18 protein-coding genes and 2 pseudogenes are annotated in these 24,532 nt (G+C 39.1%); 11 read left to right on the forward strand and 9 right to left on the reverse strand.

Annotated features, from left to right (window positions below; genetic code table 11):
• Positions 1–90: 90 nt before the first annotated feature.
• Positions 91–696: a TetR/AcrR family transcriptional regulator gene (locus tag GQR93_RS03395; RefSeq protein WP_003552273.1), complete on the forward strand. Its 606-nt coding sequence runs from the start codon at positions 91–93 to the stop codon at positions 694–696.
• A gap of 54 nt (positions 697–750) precedes the next feature.
• Positions 751–1,254, forward strand: coding sequence for a hypothetical protein (locus GQR93_RS03400; protein ID WP_003552274.1), 504 nt, complete (start codon positions 751–753; stop codon positions 1,252–1,254).
• A gap of 135 nt (positions 1,255–1,389) precedes the next feature.
• Here GQR93_RS03400 and GQR93_RS03405 read toward each other — a convergent pair whose 3' ends face one another.
• On the reverse strand, positions 1,390–1,875 hold the full coding sequence (locus GQR93_RS03405; RefSeq protein ID WP_003552276.1) for a YbaK/EbsC family protein: 486 nt from the start codon (positions 1,873–1,875) through the stop codon (positions 1,390–1,392).
• Between the two features lie 493 nt (positions 1,876–2,368).
• Between GQR93_RS03405 and GQR93_RS03410 the strand changes: the two genes are divergently transcribed.
• From GQR93_RS03410 to GQR93_RS03440, 7 genes are all read left to right on the forward strand, one after another.
• Positions 2,369–2,905, forward strand: coding sequence for a sigma-70 family RNA polymerase sigma factor (locus GQR93_RS03410; RefSeq protein WP_003552278.1), 537 nt, complete (start codon positions 2,369–2,371; stop codon positions 2,903–2,905).
• Positions 2,906–3,038: 133 nt separating this feature from the next.
• On the forward strand, positions 3,039–3,287 hold the full coding sequence (locus tag GQR93_RS03415) for a DUF1659 domain-containing protein (protein WP_003552279.1): 249 nt from the start codon (positions 3,039–3,041) through the stop codon (positions 3,285–3,287).
• Between the two features lie 83 nt (positions 3,288–3,370).
• Positions 3,371–3,595, forward strand: a complete 225-nt coding sequence (locus tag GQR93_RS03420) for a DUF2922 domain-containing protein (protein ID WP_003552280.1) — start codon at positions 3,371–3,373, stop codon at positions 3,593–3,595.
• 321 nt (positions 3,596–3,916) lie between these two features.
• A complete protein-coding gene (locus tag GQR93_RS03425; protein WP_159298692.1) occupies positions 3,917–5,830 on the forward strand; it encodes a GW dipeptide domain-containing protein in 1,914 nt (637 codons plus the stop codon).
• A gap of 147 nt (positions 5,831–5,977) precedes the next feature.
• Complete coding sequence (locus tag GQR93_RS03430) at positions 5,978–6,880, forward strand: IS982 family transposase (protein ID WP_138467835.1); 903 nt, start codon at positions 5,978–5,980, stop codon at positions 6,878–6,880.
• Positions 6,881–7,125: 245 nt separating this feature from the next.
• The gene (locus GQR93_RS03435) at positions 7,126–8,682 is read left to right on the forward strand and encodes a glycosyltransferase (protein ID WP_003552285.1); all 1,557 of its coding nucleotides are present in this window, start codon (positions 7,126–7,128) and stop codon (positions 8,680–8,682) included.
• Between the two features lie 2 nt (positions 8,683–8,684).
• On the forward strand, positions 8,685–10,229 hold the full coding sequence (locus GQR93_RS03440) for a glycosyltransferase (protein WP_003552283.1): 1,545 nt from the start codon (positions 8,685–8,687) through the stop codon (positions 10,227–10,229).
• Positions 10,230–10,323: 94 nt separating this feature from the next.
• Here GQR93_RS03440 and tnpA read toward each other — a convergent pair.
• The 8 genes and pseudogenes from tnpA to GQR93_RS03475 all read right to left on the reverse strand — a co-directional run.
• A pseudogene (gene tnpA / locus GQR93_RS15375) lies at positions 10,324–10,609 on the reverse strand (IS200/IS605 family transposase); the annotation flags it as partial.
• Positions 10,610–10,869: 260 nt separating this feature from the next.
• Positions 10,870–12,351 (reverse strand): hypothetical protein, encoded by a 1,482-nt coding sequence (locus GQR93_RS15245; protein ID WP_202212593.1) that lies wholly within the window; start codon positions 12,349–12,351, stop codon positions 10,870–10,872.
• A gap of 587 nt (positions 12,352–12,938) precedes the next feature.
• Positions 12,939–13,307 carry a hypothetical protein gene (locus tag GQR93_RS03455; RefSeq protein WP_003552289.1) on the reverse strand — a complete coding sequence of 123 codons (369 nt, stop codon included), beginning with the start codon at positions 13,305–13,307 and terminating at the stop codon, positions 12,939–12,941.
• Between the two features lie 143 nt (positions 13,308–13,450).
• A pseudogene (locus tag GQR93_RS15380) lies at positions 13,451–13,558 on the reverse strand (transcriptional regulator); the annotation flags it as partial.
• A gap of 134 nt (positions 13,559–13,692) precedes the next feature.
• Positions 13,693–14,454 carry a hypothetical protein gene (locus GQR93_RS03460; RefSeq protein ID WP_003552292.1) on the reverse strand — a complete coding sequence of 254 codons (762 nt, stop codon included), beginning with the start codon at positions 14,452–14,454 and terminating at the stop codon, positions 13,693–13,695.
• Between the two features lie 166 nt (positions 14,455–14,620).
• Positions 14,621–15,436, reverse strand: coding sequence for a hypothetical protein (locus GQR93_RS03465; RefSeq protein ID WP_035444319.1), 816 nt, complete (start codon positions 15,434–15,436; stop codon positions 14,621–14,623).
• A 316-nt stretch (positions 15,437–15,752) separates the two neighbouring features.
• Positions 15,753–16,580 (reverse strand): hypothetical protein, encoded by an 828-nt coding sequence (locus tag GQR93_RS03470; protein ID WP_003552296.1) that lies wholly within the window; start codon positions 16,578–16,580, stop codon positions 15,753–15,755.
• 197 nt (positions 16,581–16,777) lie between these two features.
• On the reverse strand, positions 16,778–17,533 hold the full coding sequence (locus GQR93_RS03475; RefSeq protein WP_003552297.1) for a competence protein ComK: 756 nt from the start codon (positions 17,531–17,533) through the stop codon (positions 16,778–16,780).
• A 432-nt stretch (positions 17,534–17,965) separates the two neighbouring features.
• On the opposite strand from GQR93_RS03475, the gene GQR93_RS03480 reads away from it, so the two are divergent.
• Both GQR93_RS03480 and GQR93_RS03485 read left to right on the forward strand, forming a co-directional pair.
• Complete coding sequence (locus GQR93_RS03480; protein WP_050757943.1) at positions 17,966–22,135, forward strand: DUF5776 domain-containing protein; 4,170 nt, start codon at positions 17,966–17,968, stop codon at positions 22,133–22,135.
• Between the two features lie 1,013 nt (positions 22,136–23,148).
• On the forward strand, positions 23,149–24,309 hold the full coding sequence (locus GQR93_RS03485) for a DUF2325 domain-containing protein (protein WP_003552301.1): 1,161 nt from the start codon (positions 23,149–23,151) through the stop codon (positions 24,307–24,309).
• Positions 24,310–24,532 lie beyond the last annotated feature (223 nt).

The raw sequence follows: 24,532 nt of genomic DNA on the forward strand, positions 1-24,532 counted from the left end.
TTTCAGTTGATAGGTTTATTTTAAGTACTTTTGAGTTGAATTGGTATCTACAAAAAAGCTAAAATTGTGTAGTTAAGAGGTGAATTGATTGTGAAATTAACGGGAACACCTGCACAGCTTAAAATGTTTGCCGCTCTTTCAAAGCTTCTAAATCAAAAGCCAACAGTACAAGTGTCCATTACGGCAATTGTCAAAACGGCAGGGGTCAGCCGTTCCGCATTCTATCTTTACTATTCGGATCTGCCGGCGTTTTTCAAAGATTTACAGGATAGGTTGTTGGCACACGTTGAAAAAGCACAGGATGATCATTTGAAATCAGCGATTAATGCCACAGCAATTTCTCCCGACTTTGAAAATGCTTATCCGGTCTTTTTTTCGTTAACTAAAGCAGTGCAAGATAATTTCATGCTTTTTAAAGGTCTAACTGAACAGAAAGAAAGCCGTCAATTCATAGAAGCCTTTCAATTTTCGTTAAGTGAGACGCTGTTCTCAAATCTGACGGAAAATATGGAAAACAAAGAATTCTTCGATGGGATTCCGTCAGACTATGCAATGCCAATGTTCTTTAGCAGTATTTTGATCATTATTCTGCATTGGCTGCACAAAAAGAATCCTGAATTGGCTCAAGTAATCGCACGATTAATTACGAGAAGCAGGTATGTGGCACCATATGAATTATTCAAAAAAGCAGATTAGGGGGGCGAGTTCTATGACAATAAGACTTGTATACAAAGGATTAGAGGCGTTTCTATGAGTAAACAGTGGAAAGTACAATTGTGCTATTGGGCAACATTTATTATTGGCGGTATGCTGGCGTTTCATATTAACACGCGTGAGTGGTTACGACTTTTTCCCAATGTAACGGATCAGGAACCAAAGCCAAGGTCATTGTTGGAGCTGATGATGGTCAGTGATTTCATTGAGTTAATCATCATTAGCGCGTTATTGGCATGGCTGGCTACAAGATTCCTGACAAAGGGGCAATTTCACAGAGATCAATTAATATGGATAAATCTTGTTATGATCGGCTTAATGACTGTCACAATTATTTGTCTGATAGTCTATCCGGCATCATCGCCTTTATTACTTACTATTACTTGGTCATTGTCCCTACTTGGCAGTCCATTTGTGATTCTGAAAAATGATTCAAAAATTGTAATCACAAAGGATCGTCAATACTATTTTTGGGGCGTTTTAATCGGTATCTTCTATATTGTTATGCTCGTGCTTGTCTTTTACGGATCCACAATGTGATATTGCGTTGGATCGGATACATAACTGTCATTTGGAAAATAATGACGGCTAACTGAAAAATATTAACCAACTGGAGTCAGCTGATTAACCATAAAAGCCTTGGATCTCTTTACCGGAGAGCCAAGGCTTTTGCGTCTAGTCAACCATGATCGGGTGATGGTCCATTTCATCCAGCACCTTCAGTAAATCCGTCCACGTTAACAGTATCGTTGCCGTGTTGGTATTGGGATGAGCAGAAATTAAGGGCAGCTTTTTCAAACGACTGTTTAGTAACACTTGAACCTCATGTTTGGTGTCGTGCATGAGAGCTAGTGGCGTCACCATACCGGAAACAACACCCAGTAAGTTTTCCAATTCATCTTCGCTGGCAAAGGTCAGTCGGCTGTGTGCAAGCCCAAATTGATCGGCTAATGATTTAAAGTCGACTTTCGTGTTATCGGTCAAGTATAGGTAGAATTGATCGCTTTTCTTTTTCTTCAGCAGTAGGTTTTTGACTTCCGGTAATCCTTTAGGCGCGTTTGGATCGTCCATTGTCCAAATGGCAGGGTGATCCACTCGCTGATAGTTGATTTTTAAATCGGTTAGTAGGTTAATTGCTTCTTGTTCGGTTGCCATTTTCATAAAAAACGGGTTCCTTTCTATAAAGTCATTTATTTTTAAAATGTATCAGTCAGTAAGATCGTTATGTCGATTATATAAATGATAACTGAAAGAATCTAGAAGAATGATTATTTTCATTGAATATATCTTAAAAAGAGAATCGTGTTATATAAAACCTTTTTCATTTATAATTAAAATATTCCATACAATATAGAAAGCTTTTATCAATTTCTGCTTGAAAATGCCAATCAACCGACAAGAAAAGTGACTGAAAACGGGTAAATAACAGACAGTTTTGTTTTAATCCATAATCACTAGCCAATATTTTAAAAGCAAACAGGAAAAACAGAAAAAAGTATACATAAACCGTTTTACTATATCGCTTTAAATCCTTGATAATCCAAGAATCTTGCTTATAAAAAGTCCCTTATAGCTGTTTTGGTGAGGATTATCTATCATTGTTTCTTGTGATCAGGGCCCTGTGATCAAATCAAATTGATTGAGGAGATTCAAGATGAATTATCAAGAACAACGAGACAGAACTGAAGCATTTAACTTTCTATTAGACGGTGATCACGAACTAATTATTTACGGTGTGCTGAAGAGGCTACATGTGATGAAAGGCAACCCGTTATATGACGACATGGTCCAGGAAGGGCGGCTGGCTTTTGTGAATAAGTATATTCAGGGGATAAATGCTGAGAAAAAGCCGGATCCGTTTTTAGCGTATATCTATCAGGGTGTCTATTGGGCGATGATTGATTATATGAATAAGCAGCGTGTGGCAGATGGACATATTTATGAAACAACTGGTGAAGATGATCCACTGGCCGAAATTTCGGATGCTAATCAAAGCGTTGAGAAAATGGATGGCGTTGCATTAATTGAAACATTATCGGGATTATGTACGATGAACGAATTGAAATATTTGAAATGTGCGTATTATTTGGGGATGAACGTGACTGAAATTGCGCTGTACTTGGGAATTAATAGAAAAACCGTTTATAGATGGCGTAAAAGCATTATCAGGAAAGTAGGTAATCGCCTATAAACAAGGTTAAAAAAAGAATTTGAAAAAAGTTGAAATTTCATGGGACACTTTTGCCATCTCATTTCGTTACTAATAGATGTAAGGGTTGGCCAACAGCTTACAAAGTTAATTAAAACAGAGGAGAATACACATAATGCAAAGAGATTGGATGAAATCAACTGCGACCTACACGTTTACTGAGAAAGATCATAAGAATGGCGTTAAGCATAACTTTAGTTATGTTGCGAAGGATGTATCGGCAGAAATGATCACAAAATTCGGCGGCATCATTGATTCTTTAACTGAGGGAGACTTGCTGGACGCAACGGTTGCTACCACTGATCATGTCAGCGTGGATGCACCTGTTAAAGAAGAAGCACCTGTTGAAGCGCCAAAAGCATAATTTAGGATAATCAGAAATCTTTTTTTAATGGAAATACCGGATTTTAACAACAAATTTTATCAAAACTCAGGAGGAAACACTCTATGCGAACACTTGAATTAATCTTTAAATCATCAGACGACAAGACAAAAACGATGACAATCAGCTATGCCAGCGGAAATTTAGCCGGTGAAGATGTCCAAAAGAAGATGCAGGCCATTTCTGTACTTGGTATGTTCGATAAAGATGGTGTAAACCCATACCAAACACCGATCGCCGCTCAATACAAGAGTACCGAAATTGATCCATTATTCGACACTCGTAAATAATTAAATCTAGTTATTTGTGCACAATGTATCAAATGAAATATTCTTACTGATTACACTAGCATCAAGAGAAGAGGGCTGAACTGATAAGTTTAGCCCTCTTTTCATTACAATAGTGTTTCAGATATAACAATCATATAAATTAAGGACGTAAATGTTGCGAACCCCTAAACAAGGCGTTAGAATAATGTACGTAAAGTTGATTAGGAGCAAAAATATGAGATTGCGGTTGTTCATTTCATCGATTTGGGGTAGAATGATAATTGCAGTTTACATATACCTAGTGAACTACAAATCAATTTATATATTGGAGGAGACAAGATAATGAAATCAAGCTTGAAGAAATCATTATTTGTAGGCTTAGCTGCTTTAGGCTTCGTCGCTGTTGCAGGTTCTGCTAACGCACAAACTGCTTCTGCAAAGTCATATGCTAAGGTTACATCTAACAAAGCCTTAACTGCTGACGCTACTACTCGTAACGTTAACGTTAATGGTTCTAACGCTCTTTATACCAAAGCTGGTACTTTAAAGGGTGCTAAAGTTGTTGCTACTAAAACTACTTTAAATGGTGTTAAAGACAGCAAACAAGGTCAGAAGAACTGGCGCGTTTACCGTGTTGCTACTACTAACCGTGGCTCAGTTTACTACAAGGTCGTATCATTCGATAAGACTTACCGTGGCTGGATCTATGGTGGTAAGAGCACTTCTAACTTTGCTGGCGGTATCGCTTCATACGACACTACTAGTGCTGCTTCATCAGCTCCTGCTTCATCAGCAACCTTCACTTTGAAGACTCCTGGTACTAGCAGCTTAGCTTACAATGCACCTGCTTGGTCACAATACAAAGTAGGCCGTGCTACTGTTGATGGCAAGGTAGTTACTACTACTACACCATACTCTGGCGCTTCATTCACTGTTACTAAAGCCGTAACGACTTCTCGTGAAGGCGAAACTTGGTACCAAGTTTCTGCTGCCCCTGCTAGTTCAGCTTCAACATCAAGTGCTAACTCATCAGCTGCTTCTTCAGCATCAGCTTCCGCTGCTGCTCAATCCGCTGCCGCTCAATTGAACGGTAAGTGGATCAAGGCTTCTGATCTGCAAAGTACTAGTGCTAGCTCTTCTACACCAACTAACCCAATTGCTGATAACGCAATCCGTGTTAACTTAGTAGATGCCTCAAATAATGTTGTTAAAACATTTGATTATGCCAAGAACGGTGTTAAGAAGGGTGATACTTTAGGATCACAATTCAATGGTACTTGGACTCTTGATCAAACTGATCAAAGCAACATCCAAGACCAAATCAACAAAGCACTTGCTGGTACTAACTACAGTATTACTACATTAACACCTGCTCAAGTTAGTGCTTTAGCCCAAGCTAAGTTCGGTGCTTCTGTTAACTTGACTGCTAATGCTACTACAACTAACGTTGATGTAACACGTGCTGTAACTCTTAACTATGTTGATGCTTCAACTGGAGCATTAGTTAAGTCAACTTATTGGGCACCAACTGGTGTTGTTAATGGTCAAGCAGTTGATATGACAAATGGAAATGCATGGCAATTTGTTCAAGTTGCACCAGCCGGTTACGCCGTTAACGTTCCAACAGCAACTTCAGCATTATACAAATCATTGCAAACCGCAAAATATGGTGAGTCATTTAACATTCCTGTAAGTCGAGCTGCAACATTGACCAGCACTCAAATCGGTCAAATCTTTGACAAATTACAATTTGGTGATGACAACAACTTGTTACAAGCAGACACATTGGCAAACTATGCTGGAACTAATGGACATACTGGTGCCGTTGGTGATCCAGCTACACACGTTGTTTTGAATTCACAATTCTATGCTAATGCAAAAGCTGCCTTTGCTGCTCAATTACAGACTAAGGTTGCTAATGGTGGAAGCTTATCAGCCGCCGATTTCAAGGCTGCTTTAAAGGCTGGTAATCTCGATTCATTCTACTTTGCTAATGGTGGTGGTGCCGGAAACCAAGGTAACATCGACACAGCTCAAAATGGATTCAAGGCTACTCTCACTACTGTAAACCATAATAACGGTGCTAACACAAGTGATACAACAATCACTTTGAAGATTAACGCTGATGGTACACAGGATGCAGCAAATACTATCTATGCTCATTACACTGTTCAAAAAGCTCAATACAGTGGAGCCGTTAACTCAACACCTACTCATGGTGATTTGGGTCAAACTAACTGGACAACTCAATTTTAATTAAACGATTAATTTTGTTAGTCTAACGCGTTGTGCTAGTTGTGTCACATTCGTAACAATTGAATTAGTTTTTTGAGCTTTAAGCAACCCAAAGCCCCGCATACGCGGTAACTTCTTAGGTGACTAAACCAGAAAGAAGGAACTGTTATGCGAGGCCTCCTCAAAGTTATCGTAAAAACCAATCCAATTCAAGCTAAATTTCAACATTTTATCGAAATTATTGAACCGATTTATGAAACCATTAATCCGGCTATTCGTTTCCGGCCAAATTACCGCCAGCTGAAAGCCGATGATGTCATTATCCTGGCCTGCATGTTAATGCGGATTGAAGAACGGGACGGTTCCGAAACCTATTTTCATCAAAAATTGGTTAGCTGGGGAATTACTGTCCCTGAACGCTCCCGGTATAACCGGCGTTGTCGAGATTTAGTATTAATAATGAAATTCATGCGGGTCACTTTATTGAGACAGTGGGTCCCACCCGTTACCTATGAAATCATTGATAGTGCGCCGATTACTTTGGCAGCTACTCGTCGAAGCAATCAGGCCAAGGTTTTAACCGGTTTCGCCAACAAAGGCTATAATGCCACCAAACAGACCTATTACTATGGCTTTAAGTTACATGCCGTGATGGCCAACCAAGGCTACTTTCTGGCCTGGGAACTGACGCCGGCGTCCCTTGATGATCGAAAAGCCGCGGAAGAACTCTTATTAACCGCGCCCGCGCGACAGGTCTTAGCCGATGGCGGTTATTTAAGCCAACCATTAAAAGATCGGTTGGCCACCACCTTTGGCATTCATCTTTGGACGCCCTTGCGCAAGAACATGGCTGCCCAGACAACGGTCGATACCGGATTTTTGAAAAATCAACGTCGGCATATTGAAACCAATTTTAATAATTTAGATACGGTGGGCCACTTTGAACACCCGGGAATTCGAACCATGTCCGGCTTGGAGAGCCGCTTAGAAGCGCTGTTACTGTGGCACACGATTCGAGTTCATGAACAACTCGCCGCTGGCAAAAGCGGGTTAAGACTTGGCCATTACTAACCAATATTTCATAACTAGCACAACGCGTTAGTCTAATTATTCCACTAACCTAAAAAGGGTTCAGACGTAATATGTCTGAACCCTTTTTATATAGTTAAGCAAAAAATTTCATGTTTATTATTTTTCCTTTACAACTTTCAATATTGCTGAAACACCACGCATTACAGCTATTTGATATGATAAACTATAGTTATCTTGTGTTATTTCTCAATCATTAGAAGACACTACAAGGAGTGTAAATACACATGTACTTTTTCTACGATGACAATATCAGCTTTAAAAAGTCTGGTATCGAACATGCGGAAATTAAACGATTGAAATTGTTTAATGAAAAACATGTTCCTGCCAAAATCATTACCCGCGCACTTTCACTTAATCTACATGATGTGATAGATGATGCCGGTATTCCAGAAGATCAATTCGTTAACTTATTCGACTTCTTTCAAGGAACAACTAATTTCAAACGCCGTAAAATGACTATCAAAGAACTAACCTTACCTAAAGGCGCAAAACTAAAACTTGAAAGGGATAAGACAAAGACCGATGTTTTTGTCGGTGATCAGCTTGTTATGATCGTTGGGACTAAGACCGTAAAAAACAAGCAGATTGACTGGGTTCAATACTCCGGTTTTAATGGTCGACCCGTTCGAATGGTTCGTTATGATTCCCGTGGTTTTGCGTCATTAGAACAATTTTTTGCTTATGATACCACTTTGGTTTCAGAACAAATCCTTAAACCAAATGGCGAAGTTGCCATTCGCAGATTTACAATGCCTCGCCGTGACGGTACCACTGAGACTTCATTACATGAAGTGATTAATTATAAGGGACAAGATTACGACTTTGCCACTTTTGAAGATTTAACCACTTTTTGGCTGGATCAATTAAACCTCTCGACAGGTGAAGCTAATACAATCATCTGTGATCGTTCCTATGAGTTGGATTACTCCATTCAAAAGATGGAAACGCCTATCTATTCCGTGATGTATCTACATAATAATCACGTTAATTCCGGTACCGACCACATGCACTCTAGCTTCAACTATAATTATGAATACATGTTAGAGAATCGTCGTCGTTGGAATGGTATTGCTACCTTAACCCCTTGGCAATATCAAGACTTTACTGAACGTTTTGGTAAAACAAAGCCCAATGTTTATATGATTCCAGGCGCTGTTACTGATCAAAAAATCTTAGACCAACCGCATGTTAAATGGTCAGACCGTAAGCCCAAGTCTGTGATTATGGTTGCCCGCCTTTCTGATGAAAAGCAGCAGGATGTTCTAATCGAAGCTTGGCCTAAAGTGCTTAAAGCCGTACCGGATGCTACCCTTGATTTCTGGGGATACAGTAATGGTGATTACGATAAAACACTTGCCGACCTTGTAAACAGACTGAACTTAAACGATGATATTACTTTCCATGACTATACAAAAGATATCAGTGCTGTTTACAATCAAGCCCAACTCTTAATTTTGCCTAGTCGTGCAGAAGGATTACCACTAACATTAGTGGAAGCCCAAGCTCACGGCTTGCCAATCGTTGCCACAGACATTAAATACGGGCCTCGAGATGTGATTAATGATGGTAAAGATGGTTATTTGGTTGAAAACAGAAATGTTGATCAATTAGCAGATCGGATTATCGAACTGCTTTCAGATCCAAAGAAACTTGAAGCATTTAGTGAAAATGCTTATAAAGATAGCTGGAATTATTCTTCCGATGCCATTTGGGAAAAGTGGCAACCATTACTTAAAGATGCAGAGAAGAATGCTCAAATTCCGGAAAGTTTTGAGGTGTAACCATGTATTACTTTTTAAATCAGTATATTAAAGCATTTAATTCAAGTGTCGAACATGTGGAATTTCATCGATTAGCATTGTTTAAACATGAACGGCTTCATGCAAAAATTGTGACCCGTGATTTTGATACTATGGAATATCTGAACGCTGCCAATTTCGGCTTAAAGCAGGATGATATCTTAAATATGTATGATTATTTCCAGGGAACAACTGATGTTAAGGAGAAGCAGACTAGTACCAAAGGCCTTAATATCCCGATCAGTTACCAGTTGAAATATGATAGTGACGTTTCAAAAGCTTATCAAGGTGGTCGCTTAGCCCAAACGATTCACCATACACCAAGCCGAGTTGGTGAAATTTCTTCGGTAGAACATTATGATGAATTTGGCAATATCGCCAATCGAGAATTATGGGACTCACGTGGTTTTCATTCAGCCAGTCAATTTCTAGATTATGACGGTGCTCCACATGCAGAAATCCTTTATCATTTAGATGGTACCAGAGCTTTGGAAAGATTCTGGGAAGTCACTGATGATCGTAAGGGTAAAGTCATTTTCAACATTCATTTGATTAATTATAAGGGCAATGACTATTACTTTAACTCTGAGGAAGAATTATTCACTTTCTTCCTTGATGAAATCAATACCCAAGATAAGGATGAAACAACCTTCATCGCTGATCGACCGGGTGTTGCGGATATTCCACTGGTTAATATGAAGACAAAAGCCAAAAAATATCTCTTCTTCCCGATCCTTCATGCTGCTAATCCGGAAGATTTGATTAACTCACCGCTTGAGCCAAGCTATGAGGAAGTCTTCAAACATTTGGATAAATTGGATGGCTTAATCACAATGACAGATGCTCAAGCACGTCAATTAAGAATCCGATTGAAGCGTCAAAAAGGCAAGGGTCGAAATATTAAGATCACTTCAATTCCTGGAGTTGCCTTTAGTAATAAACAATTGAAAGAACCGCAAGTACCTATGGCTAATCGCCCAGGTAATAAGGTCCTTTATGTAGGGCGACTTGGTGCAGATAAAGGTGTTGATAATCTGATTCGAGCATTCGCATTGGTTACACCACAAGTGCCCGATGCTACATTAGATATTCGTGGCTTCGGTGATCAAGAATTTGTTAAATCGCTTGAAGATCTTATTCAACAATTGAACCTTCAAAATAACGTTACTATTTCTGGATATACGCCAGAAATTCAACCTGTTTATGATTCCGCAAAAGTATTTGCCAGTGCCGCTCATCAAGATGCCTTTCCACTTGCGATGGCTGAAGCATTGGCTCATGGGCTGCCACTTGTTGCTTTTGATACGAACTTTGGCCCAGGAGAAATCATTAAGGATAAGGTTAACGGATTCTTACTTGAACCTGGTGATTTGTATGGTTACTCTCAAACGATTATTTCACTTTTAACCAAAAATACTGTCCTACAAAGGACAAGTGAGAATTCATACTTGGATTCTAAAAATTATAGTTATCCAAAAGTTTGGAAAAAATGGAAAAATGTTTTGTTATCAAAAAGCAATACTAAGTAATTAGTAGAATAAAATGCTAAATCGTAGAACAGCTATTGGGACTACATGCAATTGAGGTAGCCTCTTTTTTGTATAGAAAAGACTGGTTGTAAATTTAATTCAAACCAACCGTGCTAATGCAGTATCCGCTTACTCAGAAGCTTCAATTACCATAGTTATATTTCAAATTGGCATGTCCTTCGTGCGTAATACCGGCACTTCGTTCTTTTAAATATCTCACAAATCTCGAAACACACATTTTGGGCGGAATTCTAACTAACATATGAATATGATATGGCGTGTGCCTCGCTACTATCAACCTCTTTCAATTCACACAGTCAACATAAAATCCTGCCAATAGCTTGCTTTAATTCACCGTAACTATTTTTCCACCGATATTTTTTTGGGGGGGAATATAATGTGGTGGTACTAACAATTTTATCTTAGGTGTGCTAAGCGATTATTATCTATAGACAAGGCACTCCTTTCCAACGCAGTTTTTCACGCTAAAACTTTTTTCACCCCTCACACGGTAAGCTTGTGGTTTATTCGCGGGTATTAAAATCTAAAAAGCTCAACTTCAGAAATTAATCTAAAGTTGAGCTTTTTATAACTATAAGTCATTGCAATAATTCAACTAAATTATTACCAAGGTGACAAATTAGTTTTGTGACATACCAGGATCTGTAAATGCCTTTGAAACATTATCAACAGTAAAGCTATTTTGACCATTAAATGCATTTGTTCCTAATGATGCTTTGATAGTTGTTAACTTGTAAGGAACTGGTGATTTAGTAGCACTAGCACTATTTGCATCAGGAATAGTTAATTGGGTTGATCCTAACCATGAAGGTTGGAACTCGAATTTTTGAATAGTAACATATGAACCGGCGCCTGAATTATTCTTCAAGTTAGCCAATTCCGAAGGACTAGTTACATACGTACCATCTGATGGTTTCAAAATCAAGTAATAGGTACTTAATCCATTATCATTCAATGCGTTTTGAACTTGTGAGGCAGTTACATGATCACCAATACCACCTGCAGTATTCTTATCAGTTGCTAATGCAGCTTTCTTATTTGTTGCTGTATCTGATTTCTGCGTAGCAAATGAATATGCAGTAGTTTGTCCGCCATTAGTAATTGACTCTAAACCAGTACCATCAGCATTCGTTGTATACTTGAGATCGGCTAATGAATTAGTAGCATTTCCAAAGTAATTGTATGCTGATTGCTTTGCTTTAACATAATAAGTAATTGACTTGCCATATTGTGCGTTTGCAACGGCAGATGCATTAGTTGCAGCTTGACTATTTGTTAAGCCATTGTTCGAAACAACATCCGTGTAGCCATCAGGAAGAATAGTTGAAGTACCAGAAGCATTTAATAGCAAATTGCTAGTGATAAAGTTAGAAGCGCTTTGGTTCAAATAATTAACATTCGAACGAACAACGGTTGTCCCAACCGGTTGGTTATTATCAACATTTACGAAGTTAATACCGACTTGGCTTTGGCTAATAGTTGCATTTGCGTTAACCGTCAAATTAATTGAATCGCCAAACTTAGCTTGGGCCAATGCAGTTTGTTGTGCACTAGTTAATGAAGTTAAATTGAAGCTAGTACCGTTCAAAGCAGTATTAATTTGAGTTTGAAGAGCATTTTGATCGGCATTTGCTAAAGTCCAAGCACCATTAGTTTGAGTACCAAGGGTGTCGCCCTTCTTAACGCCAGTCTTAGTGAAGTCGAATGACTTAACAACGTTATTGTTTGAGTCAACCAAGTTTACTCGAACAGCATTGTCAGCGATAGGGTTTGCACTTGAAGCAGCTTGCAGATCAGAAGCCTTGATCCACTTACCGTTCAATTGAGCGGCAGCGGATTGAGCAGCAGCGGAAGCTGATGCTGAAGAAGCAGCTGATGAGTTAGCACTTGATGTTGAAGCTGAACTAGCAGGGGCAGCAGAAACTTGGTACCAAGTTTCGCCTTCACGAGAAGTCGTTACGGCTTTAGTAACAGTGAATGAAGCGCCAGAGTATGGTGTAGTAGTAGTAACTACCTTGCCATCAACAGTAGCACGGCCTACTTTGTATTGTGACCAAGCAGGTGCATTGTAAGCTAAGCTGCTAGTACCAGGAGTCTTCAAAGTGAAGGTTGCTGATGAAGCAGGAGCTGATGAAGCAGCACTAGTAGTGTCGTATGAAGCGATACCGCCAGCAAAGTTAGAAGTGCTCTTACCACCATAGATCCAGCCACGGTAAGTCTTATCGAATGATACGACCTTGTAGTAAACTGAGCCACGGTTAGTAGTAGCAACACGGTAAACGCGCCAGTTCTTCTGACCTTGTTTGCTGTCTTTAACACCATTTAAAGTAGTTTTAGTAGCAACAACTTTAGCACCCTTTAAAGTACCAGCTTTGGTATAAAGAGCGTTAGAACCATTAACGTTAACGTTACGAGTAGTAGCGTCAGCAGTTAAGGCTTTGTTAGATGTAACCTTAGCATATGACTTTGCAGAAGCAGTTTGTGCGGTGACACCGAAATGTTGTACGAAAGGTGACGAAAAGAAACTTAATTAGCTTGATGGTCATATTACGACTTTAAGAGCTTCTTGAGACATTTACTAAGGCCGGAAACCTTGTGAGGGGAAAATCAAAGTTGGAATATTCATTTTAATCAGTTTGTTTTCATAAACATAGTTTTTCTAACCGGTGCTATTTATAGCTTTAGTAACTAGGAATCTAATCTTTTAGTATTTCTGTCCCAAATCCATCCTTTTACACTGCCGCTCTTATTACTGATCAGCCAATAGTTTGCCTCTTTACCATTGGGCTTTTTTATTGTGGCATGTCGGCTGGAGTAAAACATTTCGTTTTTATAATTTTTGGCATGATACTTAGCCTGGGTTAAAAATCGATTTGACCAAATGTAACCTTTGGATACTTTTAAACGAATTGTTGGGTTTTTCATGTTATAAACAACTTTAGCTTTTTTAGATTGCGCAAGAGCCGCAGGTTGATTGAGGTGGGATGTTATACCCACCATCAATCCTAGTCCTAGAGTTGTTAATACCACTGCTTTTAAAAAATGTTTTTGATTCACGTTAAATTCCTCTTTTCATTAAGTTTGCAAAGTTGGCGTTGATATTTAGCCCCTTTATTACTTTATTTAGTGTACAATTTTGTTTGAATATTTACTATACATAATTTTTGTTTGCTCACTTGGCACACAAAAATAATTGCAACTTACGAACAATACAGCGTCAAGTGCATCTCCCGATCATAGTTCCCAAATCCTTTACCAAAAATCATACAGCCACCTTGATTCTTGGCATCCCGAGCGACACCAATTCGCAGTTGGCTGGGGAGCGGGGTGAAATCGTCAATCGTGGTACCGCTTAAGATTTATGCTAAGCAGGTTCGATCAAGAACCTTTTTGTAATGAATCGTAAGGCTAATGGTAGATTTTGATGAAGCGATTATCAATCTTAATCCAAGTCAAATTCCCGGCTTACCTGAAGCAAAGTATCGTATCCCAGCGAGGGCTTATAGTAAAAGCCAAGTTCTTGTTTGCAGGCTGCAATCTTTTCTTCTTCGGTAATGATGATCCCGAATTGATCCGCAACTTTTTTCAATCGGTTTATAAAAACGAAGGTCTTGAATCCCTGCTTGATTTGACGGTAGCGGTCATCGTTTTCGGTTCTTAGAATATTGAGTAGCCAATGAATATTCTTGATTGTACAAAGGCGTTTCTCCAGAAAATAACTGGTTGTTGGAATTCTGACAGATGAGTCGATGCCTTTAAAGAACACACAAGTTGCGTCATTATTAGGGGTTGGTTGGATATGATCAATGTGCTCTGCCGAAATCCAGGTGACGTTCTTTGATCTGTGAGTTGCCTTTAAAGCAATAAACCCTAATTTACCGAAAGGACAGGGGATGTATTCCTTCTCCCCGATGAAATGCGCTAACTCTTCTCGGGTATAGTCATTATTGGTGGTATATTCAACGGTTAATTTTTGAAGCAATGTCTTGGTCGTTAATTCGTAACCGGTTATTTTTTCAGTTCTGAAGAAAATGGCCGTTCGATAGTTCTTATTGTTTAATTCCGTTATCATATAAACATCCTGCCAATTAATCCGGCATTTTTTTCGACGACTATCAAGATGATTTAATCTCAATTTTGTGATGTCGAGTGTGTCTTGATGGATTCGTTTACCGGTTGCTGATAATTGGGCTTTTAACTTCATGATGTCCTCCGTTTAGTTAAATGAAGTTGTATTAAAAAAACTGATAGTTGTTTTTTGCATATTTTGGTTTCAAGAGTTTGCTTAATTGAAAGTGCAAGAATTCCTAGTGAATCGTTGCGTCTCCTCAATTATTAGGCTGAGAATAACACTTCGATAGATCGTTTTTTTAATAAGCATTAACGTGATATCGAAGCGGGAATTCTAATTTCAAATTCTTTTTTGATTTATCATAATAATGAATGTGTTCCAGACACCATTTTCGCTCGTCGCTTTCCGTTACCGGTGTGCCGGTTGTTTTACAGATATTCTGATATTCCTGAATGGCCACAAATTGTTTGAAGGGTAAGACAATTCGCTTGTTTGCCTGACTAACGGTGTCGTCATAATTAGAATAGGTTGGACAATAGACATTCAGAAATTGCTGATACATTGCAGCAATAACTTGATGTACTCTATCGACATCTTCCATTCTTCTGGAGATGAAGTCATGGGAGTAGGGGACCGTAATCGGATGATTAACATCTTTAAAAAAGATAATAGTGTCATTTGATTGGTGATGATCAAAGGTGTGGTATTCAATAAGTCCTGTTTGAATCCACGAGGCATTACGAGTACCATTGGTCACTTTTAACGGTGCCAGTGAAAGATTACCGAATGCGTATGGTACGTACTCGCAAATACCGGAAAAATTCGCGAAATGTTCTTTGGTATAAGGACTTCCATATGAGTGCCGTTCAACTAAATTTGTAATCAAGCTATTAGTAGAACTGTTTGTTAGAATAATACCATCACGTTTAGTGATAATTGCTGTTTTGAATTTGGAGCTTTCTAGGCTAACCAGCATGAGGACATCAGGCCAATAGGGTGAAAGACTTTTTTGATGGTGTTGAATGTGGCTTGTTTTTAAGTTTGCGATATTTAGAGAAGCATGGTGTGCTTTCATTCCAGTTGATGTCAAATACTGCCTAGTTAAAAAATTCATTTCGAACCTCCATATTAGTAAGTGCTTATTGCTTTGATTAAAATTCAATAAGAAAAGAATATATCAGATAAATGCCAGAAAGTAAATAGTTTTTTGAATATTTTTTTTGAAGTAAAGGCTTGATGTATCGCAAATGTGATATATCTTATGCATTTTTATTGAATAATATTCTAGATGCAGCCAATTTTTATTAAATTCAAAGATTCGCGGGTATAAAAATAAAAAAAGCAAATTTTAATATGTGCAATTGATTAGTGCTTACTATTCAATTGCGAATGGGTTTACCAATCTTGATAAATTGACGATAGTTTTTTTATTAGTCACCGCTCTCAACATCCCCTAGGTAAAAGAAGTGGTGTCCACCAACATTATAATTAGTCCATCTGGCCGAGAAGAAGTCTTCGCCAGAATGCCAGGTCTTACCAATTGTTCCCAGCTGATTAATCTTTAGCCGGTAATAAGTCTTAGTAACTTTCTTGTCAGCTAATCCTCTGACTGGCGTTCGATAGTAAAGTGTGTCGTACTTGCCTTTAACTAGAAATTTGGTAATTTTTACCGATTGAGTTGGCTTGATGGTGAACAATGGACTATTAACTGCCGCTCCGCCACTTCCTTGCTTGCCATAGCTCATATTATTTTGAATCTGATAATGTTTAAGCCGTGATTGACTGTAATACTGTAGGTAGCCGTCCATTGTTACGACAAAGATTGGCTTGTAATGTTCCGAGCCATCATTAGCATATTTTCCGAGCTGTAGGAATTGACCACGAATGGGTAACTTGAGCGAATAAGGTTTAAAGTATGTTGTATTGTAATTACGAATATAAACCCCATTCTTTGGTTGATAAATTCGCTGCTGCTTGACATAACTGATCTGACCTAGAGAAAAGACGGCTTGACTGCGCCGGCTGTTCGTAGCTGGGCTTATCCCCATGATTTTTAAAATTGTTCCTTTAGGCGTTATAATTCTTTGCCCTTTCTGACCATTAACCTTGGTGTATTGACCGGTAAAGGTCGGCTTTTTAACTTTGACATATTGAATGTTTTCATTGTTACCTAAATCGGTGCTGGCGTTGACTGCAATTGCACCGCTGGTAAAAAGGACGATTCCAAAAGCAAGTGATAACGCTATTTTCTTTAACATTGGTGAAATTCCTCCTAACTATTGTTTAGTACTTAGTATTATAGTCGTTTACCTGTGGTGATTCTATTGATTTAAATGTTAACAATACCGTTGTTCAATTTGAATTCCACCTACTATTTATAGCGCTATGTACATACCCCCCCGCAAAAATTCATTTTGATACTTCTTGAAGGGAATATTGATTAAACTTGGGGTTTTTAATTAAATTGATTCTCAAAATCAAGTAACGTTTGATACCCTAACGACGGCTCATAATAAAATCCAAGTTCTTCTTTACAGGCAGCCACAATTTCTTCATGAGTGATTGTGACGCCTTTTTTATTTGCAAACTTTTTCAGCTTGTTCGAAAGCACAAAAGTCTTAAATCCTTGCTTGATTTGTCGATAACGGTCATCATGTTCATTTCTAATGATTGAAAGTAAGCGGTGAATATTTTTGATGGCTTGTAGCCGCTGGTCCAGAAAATATGTTGTTGTTGGAATCATAACGGGCGAATCAAAGCCCTTGAAGAAGACAGTCGTTGCCTTTCCATGATCCGCCGGCTGGGTATGATCAATCAATTCGGCTGAAATCCAAGTGACGTTTTTTGATTTATTGGATGATTTGAGTGCAATGAATCCTAATTCGCCAAATGGGCAGGGGATATATTCCAATACGCCGATAAAGTGAGCCAGTTCTTCTCTCGTATAGTCATTGTTGGTAGCGTATTCGGCTGTTAGCCTTTGAAGTAATGTTGTGGTTGTCAATTCATATCCAGTGATTTTTTCGGTTTTAAGAAAAATGGCGGTCTTGTATTTCTTGCTTTCCAGCTCGGTAATCATATAAACGTCTCGCCAGTTGATTTGGTACTCTTTTCTTCGACTATCAAGGTGGTTTAACTTTAACTTTGCAATATCAAGCGTACCTTTGTGTGCACGTCTACCTGCGGCTGACAGTTGGGCTATTAATTTCATTTTATTTTATTTTCTCCATTAACTAAATACTATTAAAGTCACTACTTTCATAACGATGAGATTCAATATGCCAGATCACTTTCAAAAAGTAAATAACTTTTTGAATATTCTTTATTCAAGATTGCCGGTCTGATGATCTTGTTGAATTAAATTATGCAGAAGGACTAATAAATGATAGGTAGTGTTCGAACATTAAAAATATTGAAATAGAATATAAGTTCTACCATTCTTGTTTTATAATAGTCAGTGGAGGGGTTGGACAAAACATACTTTAATATAGAGGGCGAGTGCTAAAAATTATATTTGATAGATAAAGCTTTTACATAGTGAAGGGGATGAATTTTAAAGAAGTTTGATTATTGATTAACTAGAGAATCAATGTCTTTTATCTTGTTTATTGTTAATCGGGTATCTGAACAGGGGGTAGTATAATTGGCGTATTCTTGTTTTAACAAAGTATTACGCAAAGTTGAATTATTTTCACTTGGATTATTGTTTTTCTTTATGGGCAACGGAGCTTTAGCCAGTCCAGTTAGTTTATCAGATTTTTCTTCCGTTCCAATCACTCAGCAGATTGATACGGCGTCTAAACCGACAACACCGATTTCACCTAATGCTCCTACAAAGCAGCCTCAAGTATCGGGACAAAATAGCATTCAACCTGATCAGAATGCGGCTTCTCAGCAGAAAACATCGTCCGATCCCGTTTTAACCGGAAGTGGCTTAATGTTTGATCCACAAGGAAGCGGTAGTGGACCATTTTATCCCGATGACAGCATCAACTTAATTCTTCAAATAGATAGTCAAGGATCTGGAGCGGACTATGCCAATGGTGCTGCTAAAATTTACTTTAGTAAAAAGTATTTTCAGGAAATCAGTAAGAGTGAGATTTCGGGTGGTGACTTCAGAAAAGATCCGGAGATTACTGAGGATAAAGACAACTATATTTTGACCGTATATCCCATCACAATCCCGGCAGGGTCTCATTTAGGTATTTCACTGATTGTGAACTTGGTTCCGGGACAAATTAAAAATAAGGGGTCATATTCAATCCCAGCTGATTTTCTTGATCAGAATGGCAAAATAATCTTGAGCAATCAAAGCTTTAAGGTATCAACTGTGACGGATAATCCGAGTATAAACGGTACGGCTAATGGCTCTGCTTCTTTAAGTGATACTTATTGGAGTGATGGTAAGTTGAAGGAAACCTATCAACTTGCAATGAGCAGCCCCTCATTTTATTATGATGACCGTACCGAACCCGGTAATTATACAGTTACTGTCCAACTGCCCAAGGATGTTCGTGTATCTGATGCTGACATTCCCGATCTTAATGGGTGGACATATGATAAGAGTAAGAATACGTTAACCAATAAAGTGACGATTGACACGACAAATTTATCCGGTTCGAAGTATTCAACATTTTCGAATTTTTCAGTAACCGTACCAAAGGGGTATCAAGTCGATACACCAGAAACGTCCACAACAGTTCTTAGTGGACCAAATGGGGTAGTTGATACACGAGACGGTTCAATATTGTTGTCCGGGCCACAGCCTGTGCCGACGTATGACTTTAATGTTTATTCGCGAATTGATGCGACGTTTACCGGAGATGTCGATAGTCCTAGTGTTGATTATTCTCAGGCCGGAACTACACCATTGCAGACAACTTTGACACCTGTTAATTTTCAAAACCTTTCAGATGGTAAAAATGCGTCTGGAAACACCGGGAATAATTCTGCTCAACTTAGCAGTGTGACTGAAACACCTAATTTTGGTTATCAGGAGAAAAGTTTGTCGTTTGTTGACACGGATGATCTAAGTTCGGCCATTAAGTCCGAATTAAATCAAAACACGGTCAAAGCAACGAATGATAAAGGTCAATCGGTTGATTTGGGTACAGTTCAATATGGTAAGCCTTTGGATCTTAAGGGCGGCGTTTATAAGAATCTGACAATTTCATTTAAATCACCTGTAACCTTTGATACCGATGAAGCTGATAGTTTCCAGGCTCAAATTACCGGTGCTCTGACAAAAGATGAATTAAATAATTTTGTTGCCAGTGGTGATCCCTATACGTCGTATCAAAATAATATATCATCCAATTTTTCAAAAACAACCGAACCGGACTTTGGTAGCGATAATCCTAAAACAGACAATGGAAATGTTTCTGTAACTCGTAATATTCCTCAGCTTGGCGGTTACGGTTATACTGGCTTAAGCCTAACCGGTCAAAATAGTGATCAAATGTTGGGCGGTAAGCCGCTGTTGGCTAACTTTTCATTTTACGTTCAAGCCAATGAGACGATGAACATTGCGCCGAAGAATGCCAAGATGGTTTACCTTGTTCCGGACGGAGTGACGTTGGATAAGGATGACACATCGGATATTAGTCATTTAAAGAATTTAACGGTAGAGCCCAATTATGCAGGTTCGGGTAAGACAGCCATCATCGGTGATATCAGTAATGCCGGTGATTATAACAGTGATGGGAGTAGTATTAATTATCAAGTTCCACTAACGGCTGATGAATCGCTCACGTCCGGGGCTTATTCAGTTGAAGCGTTCCTTGTCCTGGATAATAATAACGGCAAGGCCGGCAGTCAAACCGATTTTGTGATCGGTAGTAACGCGGCTGGTGTTGCGGATAGCTATGGCCTATATCAAAACACCAATAATCCTAAAGGCGTTGTTTCGCAAGCCGGTAATTTCACTTATTTGCCTAACCGAAAGTTGGTCAATACCAACAAAGTCATGGCAGACAATCAGCCCCCTTATGTATCGGATACCGGTACAAATGCGTACATCGGTGATCCATTAAGCTATCAAGTCACATTAAATAATGACGGTGAGCGGACGTATGATTATTTGGATATTATTGACGTTTTGCCTTACGATGGTGATTGGAAATTAAACGGTGTCTCTCGAAAATCCAATATTCCGTTGCACTTAACCGGAGCGGTCAAGGTACCGGATGGCTATACCGCTTCCTATTCCACCGACAGTCCAAGTAAAACGTTGATTGATAATTATAAAGCCAAGTTTGTGAGTGCTGGCAAGGTAACCGACTTTAGTAAGGTTCGGATGATTCGAATTAAGTCAAATACTGGTACAAAGCTGGGGCTTAAAGATAAAATCAACATTACCTATCCATCGGTTGTCCCAAACGTTGATAAAAATAGTCCGTTAGCTAAAAATGCTCAAGCCGTCAATACGTTTGTTGTCAGAACAAGCGATAAAGATAATTCGCTTCTTGAATCAACTGCGGCAACGGTTCACGCCATGCAGCCATATGTCAATGCGACGATCCAGTTCTATGATAAGAAGACCGATCAACCAATTGCGACGCCAAAAGTGATTAAAGACCAAAAATTGGGTAGCAAATTGACGGCAAATGCTGCTGATTATCCAATTGCCGGTTACGTTCCCGACAGTTCCAAGGACCAAACCATTACAATTGACCGGAATCTGACCAAGAATGTCATCAAACTTTACTACGACAAGCAGGCTAATGTTAAAGTTAACGGAACGGCAAAGTTCCAAACGACCGATGGCCAAACCATTGCGCCGGATATTAGCTTCAATGGTCAGAGTGGTTATCGTTATGATTTGAGTAAAAATAGTGATGTGACCAAGACCCAAGATAATTTAAAGCAAAAGGGGTATACGTTTGTTAAAACGGTTGGTTCAACTTCCGGGATCTTTGAAAAAGGCAAGGACATCTCGGTGGTTTACCAATATAAGAATAAAGAAACGCCAACCACACCGACGACCCCAAGTACGCCAGTTACACCAAGTACACCAACGACACCTGGTACGCCAAGCGGTTCGGCGAGTTCTTCAAGTAGTGCGGCTTCCTCATCTTCGGCTGCAAGCAGTAGTACGAGTGAACAGCCTGGTTTGGTCGCTAAAAAGGGAGAAGCCGTTTATGCCCTGAAGAAGATTGGCTTATATCGGACCACTAACTTTTCAGCTAAGAATCGGCGGGCTTGGTATGTCAGCAAGCCACGGGTTTACCGGCCAATGTTTGTCGTCACCGGCTATGCCCGATCAGCAAGCGGTCAGCTTCGATATCGAGTACGGGATGTTAACCACTTGACCAAGAATCGTCATTTGAAAGGTTACATCACAGCTGGATGGACTTATGTGCGACCGGTTTATTATCAATCCAAGCACCAAACACTGACGGTAATTAATCCCCGTGGTGTGAACGCCTATCGAAAAGCGTCTCTGACTAAGAAGGTCCGAAACTTTAAGCAAGGGACACGGTTACACGTTAAGCGGTTTGTTCACCATAACTTAACGACTCGATATATCTTGACGAATGGTCATTATATTACCGGTAACCGTAAGCTGGTTATGATGGGCAATGTCTCAAAAAAGGCCTTTCCAAAGAAAGTAACGATTAAGCGATCAATCAACCTTTATCGCAATGTTAACCTGACTAATCGAAAGAAGTCTCTCAAGAAAGGTCAAAGCTTGAGGGTTTACCGATGGGATTATTCATATGCGAACAGCGTCACTAAACATGGTGCTTTGCGTTATCGGGTTGCCGGTGGTTGGATTACCGCTAATTCGAAATTTGTTAAGGTTATTAGATAGTGATTTTTGAGTGAATAGTTAAAGTAAACGAGGATAGGGCAAATAAACACCTCTGAGTTCGGTACCGTAAATCGAATTCAGGGGTGTTTTAATATTGAAGATGGTGTGTAAGAACCGGTTATATCAAGGAATAAGGCACTTATTTAAAGTGTGAGCTTTAACTCTTGCAAACGCTTACGGATGTGGTATTATATAGTCAAGGAAGGGAAGAGAAGTTCGAAGCATCAAGGGTTTAAACCTACTTTGAATGTTCTTCCACCAACAAGTATTTGTTGGAAAAGTAACCTTATTTTCAAATGTTTGTAATTTGAAGTGATGGATGATTAATCTTGGTGAGTATGAGTTTTAAACAGTAACATTGGTTAGGATGATTACAAGCGAGGATGACAAAATTAATTTCAGGTGATTAAGTGTTTGAATATAAAATGATCCAATCATGCGACATGGATTTAAAGATCGACTATTAATACTCAGTGGAGTAATCGAATAGATAATTGTACAGGGGTCGCTTGTAGTAGATCGATGAATCCGATAAGCTGTTAAATTGATGTGATATCAAATTGACGCATAGATAACAGATTCACAGATCCGATTATTAAAAATGAGATTTTTGTAGCACGACTGTTTCAGTACCAATTATTGACAGTTTTAGAAGTTCCAAAGTTTCACGACACATCAAATTGATCGCACGGCAAATTTATCAAAAGTTAAATTATAAAACCGATTCAAGTTTGCGACAGTTAGATCAATTTAATAAGTTAAATTGAGGCGATAAAACATTAGATTTAAACAAAAGTGGGCATTAACCCTTAATCATAATATCCCTTCCGATCAATAGGCACTCAGGTTGAAACGCATAGCAAACCTGAGGCCTATTTTTGTGCTTGTAGACAAAAGTCGAAAGCAGTGGTGGCTTAATCGGGCCTGCTCTTTCGTGATATAATAGATAAAATATTGTATTATAGCCAGTAATTAATAAAAATGGTACATATTGATTGAAAAGAGGGAAAATAATGGCAGCTAAAACCTATCTGGACTATTGTCGGGATGTTGCCAAAATACTGCAATACGCCGATAAAGAAAATATGCCGCTCATAACGGATGCAATTGGCATCATAAGTAAATACGCGCATTTAGCAAGTTCAGTTGAAAATAAAGACGATAGTGATAGTGAAAAAAGTGTTCAGAAAATTGTCGACGCAATTAACAAGCCACAATCAGACAAAGAGCAACAGCCTGCTGGAGATGAGAACCAGAAAACCGATAAGGATACTATTGACAAAGTGGTTGATAAACCGGAAGAAACGGCAGCCGACGATAAAACCTATCGATTTGACAGAAAATTAATCGGGGCAGTCGTGAATGGTATTCATTACTCCGAAACCGTGATTAGGAAAACGGATTTAAAAGACGGGGATATCGTCAAATTAAAGTATAGTCATTCTTATCAACCGGAAATTGAATTAGTGGCACGTCAGGCCTCAACCGGTGAGGACCCCATTGTTCGAAAAACGGTGATTGCTGAAGATGATCCGAACCTGGGACTGGTTGCCAAAAAGGCCTATGATGGTACACCTTTATTACACGATGACGCGCCCGTGACTATTCGGTTGAATTATAAGGATTCAAGCCGAAACAAGGTACAAGATGGTGACATTATCGATATTGCCTATTATCGGGACCGGGGTCCGGCAGAGGCGCGGGTTGCGTGGGTTTATCGAAGCAGTGATACGGATGAACCATTGAAAACGGCGCCTAAACCACACAGTGCCTACGTTGATCAATCCGATAAAACACCAAGGATTGTTGAGCCGAAGTTGGACTTTGATTTAAAAAATAAGACGGTCCTCATGGCCGGGTATTCTGCTCACAGATCTGAAGTAGATGACGTCATTAAAGCCCATCATGGAAAACTGATCGTCTTTGATGGTGAAGCAAGCGGAAAGGGTATTGAATCGGACTTATTAACCGCGGTCAAACACGCCGATATTGTGATTGTCATGCTGCACTCGGTCAGCCATGAAACAGCCAATAAAGCCATCACAAATGCCAAAAATTTTGATAAATTGGTTGCCACCAGTAATATTAATAGTCCATTAAGCATAGAAGCAGCTATTCTAAGAGCTTTGAACAGGGAACCAATTTATCAACAGTCCAGTCATATTGTTGAGTAGATCTGATGAGGTTGCTACCTGAGAGAACCGCTTTACAGGTAGTGGTCAAATAAGCAGAAAACAATTCGAAGTCATCCTGCAACGGAATCATTTGGCAGGACGGCTTTTTTTGCTGTTCATGCCACGGAGCAGCACATTGAGAAACATAACAAGTAAGCAACGTTCGTTAGTTTTGCAAATTGGTGTTCGATCAATCTTCTTGATTTGGTATAATAATATGTTA

Origin of the sequence: Lentilactobacillus hilgardii (assembly GCF_009832765.1) — a bacterium.
Classification (GTDB): Bacteria; Bacillota; Bacilli; order Lactobacillales; family Lactobacillaceae; genus Lentilactobacillus; species Lentilactobacillus hilgardii.

Bases quoted from the DNA above. Each gene is read 5' to 3' on its own strand.
- GQR93_RS03400 (WP_003552274.1), top strand. From the start codon at position 751: ATGAGTAAACAGTGGAAAGTACAATTGTGCTATTGGGCAACATTTATT.
- GQR93_RS03405 (WP_003552276.1), bottom strand. From the start codon at position 1,875: ATGAAAATGGCAACCGAACAAGAAGCAATTAACCTACTAACCGATTTA.
- GQR93_RS03410 (WP_003552278.1), top strand. From the start codon at position 2,369: ATGAATTATCAAGAACAACGAGACAGAACTGAAGCATTTAACTTTCTA.
- GQR93_RS03415 (WP_003552279.1), top strand. From the start codon at position 3,039: ATGCAAAGAGATTGGATGAAATCAACTGCGACCTACACGTTTACTGAG.
- GQR93_RS03420 (WP_003552280.1), top strand. From the start codon at position 3,371: ATGCGAACACTTGAATTAATCTTTAAATCATCAGACGACAAGACAAAA.
- GQR93_RS03425 (WP_159298692.1), top strand. From the start codon at position 3,917: ATGAAATCAAGCTTGAAGAAATCATTATTTGTAGGCTTAGCTGCTTTA.
- GQR93_RS03430 (WP_138467835.1), top strand. From the start codon at position 5,978: ATGCGAGGCCTCCTCAAAGTTATCGTAAAAACCAATCCAATTCAAGCT.
- GQR93_RS03435 (WP_003552285.1), top strand. From the start codon at position 7,126: ATGTACTTTTTCTACGATGACAATATCAGCTTTAAAAAGTCTGGTATC.
- GQR93_RS03440 (WP_003552283.1), top strand. From the start codon at position 8,685: ATGTATTACTTTTTAAATCAGTATATTAAAGCATTTAATTCAAGTGTC.
- GQR93_RS03460 (WP_003552292.1), bottom strand. From the start codon at position 14,454: ATGAAGTTAAAAGCCCAATTATCAGCAACCGGTAAACGAATCCATCAA.
- GQR93_RS03465 (WP_035444319.1), bottom strand. From the start codon at position 15,436: ATGAATTTTTTAACTAGGCAGTATTTGACATCAACTGGAATGAAAGCA.
- GQR93_RS03470 (WP_003552296.1), bottom strand. From the start codon at position 16,580: ATGTTAAAGAAAATAGCGTTATCACTTGCTTTTGGAATCGTCCTTTTT.
- GQR93_RS03475 (WP_003552297.1), bottom strand. From the start codon at position 17,533: ATGAAATTAATAGCCCAACTGTCAGCCGCAGGTAGACGTGCACACAAA.
- GQR93_RS03485 (WP_003552301.1), top strand. From the start codon at position 23,149: ATGGCAGCTAAAACCTATCTGGACTATTGTCGGGATGTTGCCAAAATA.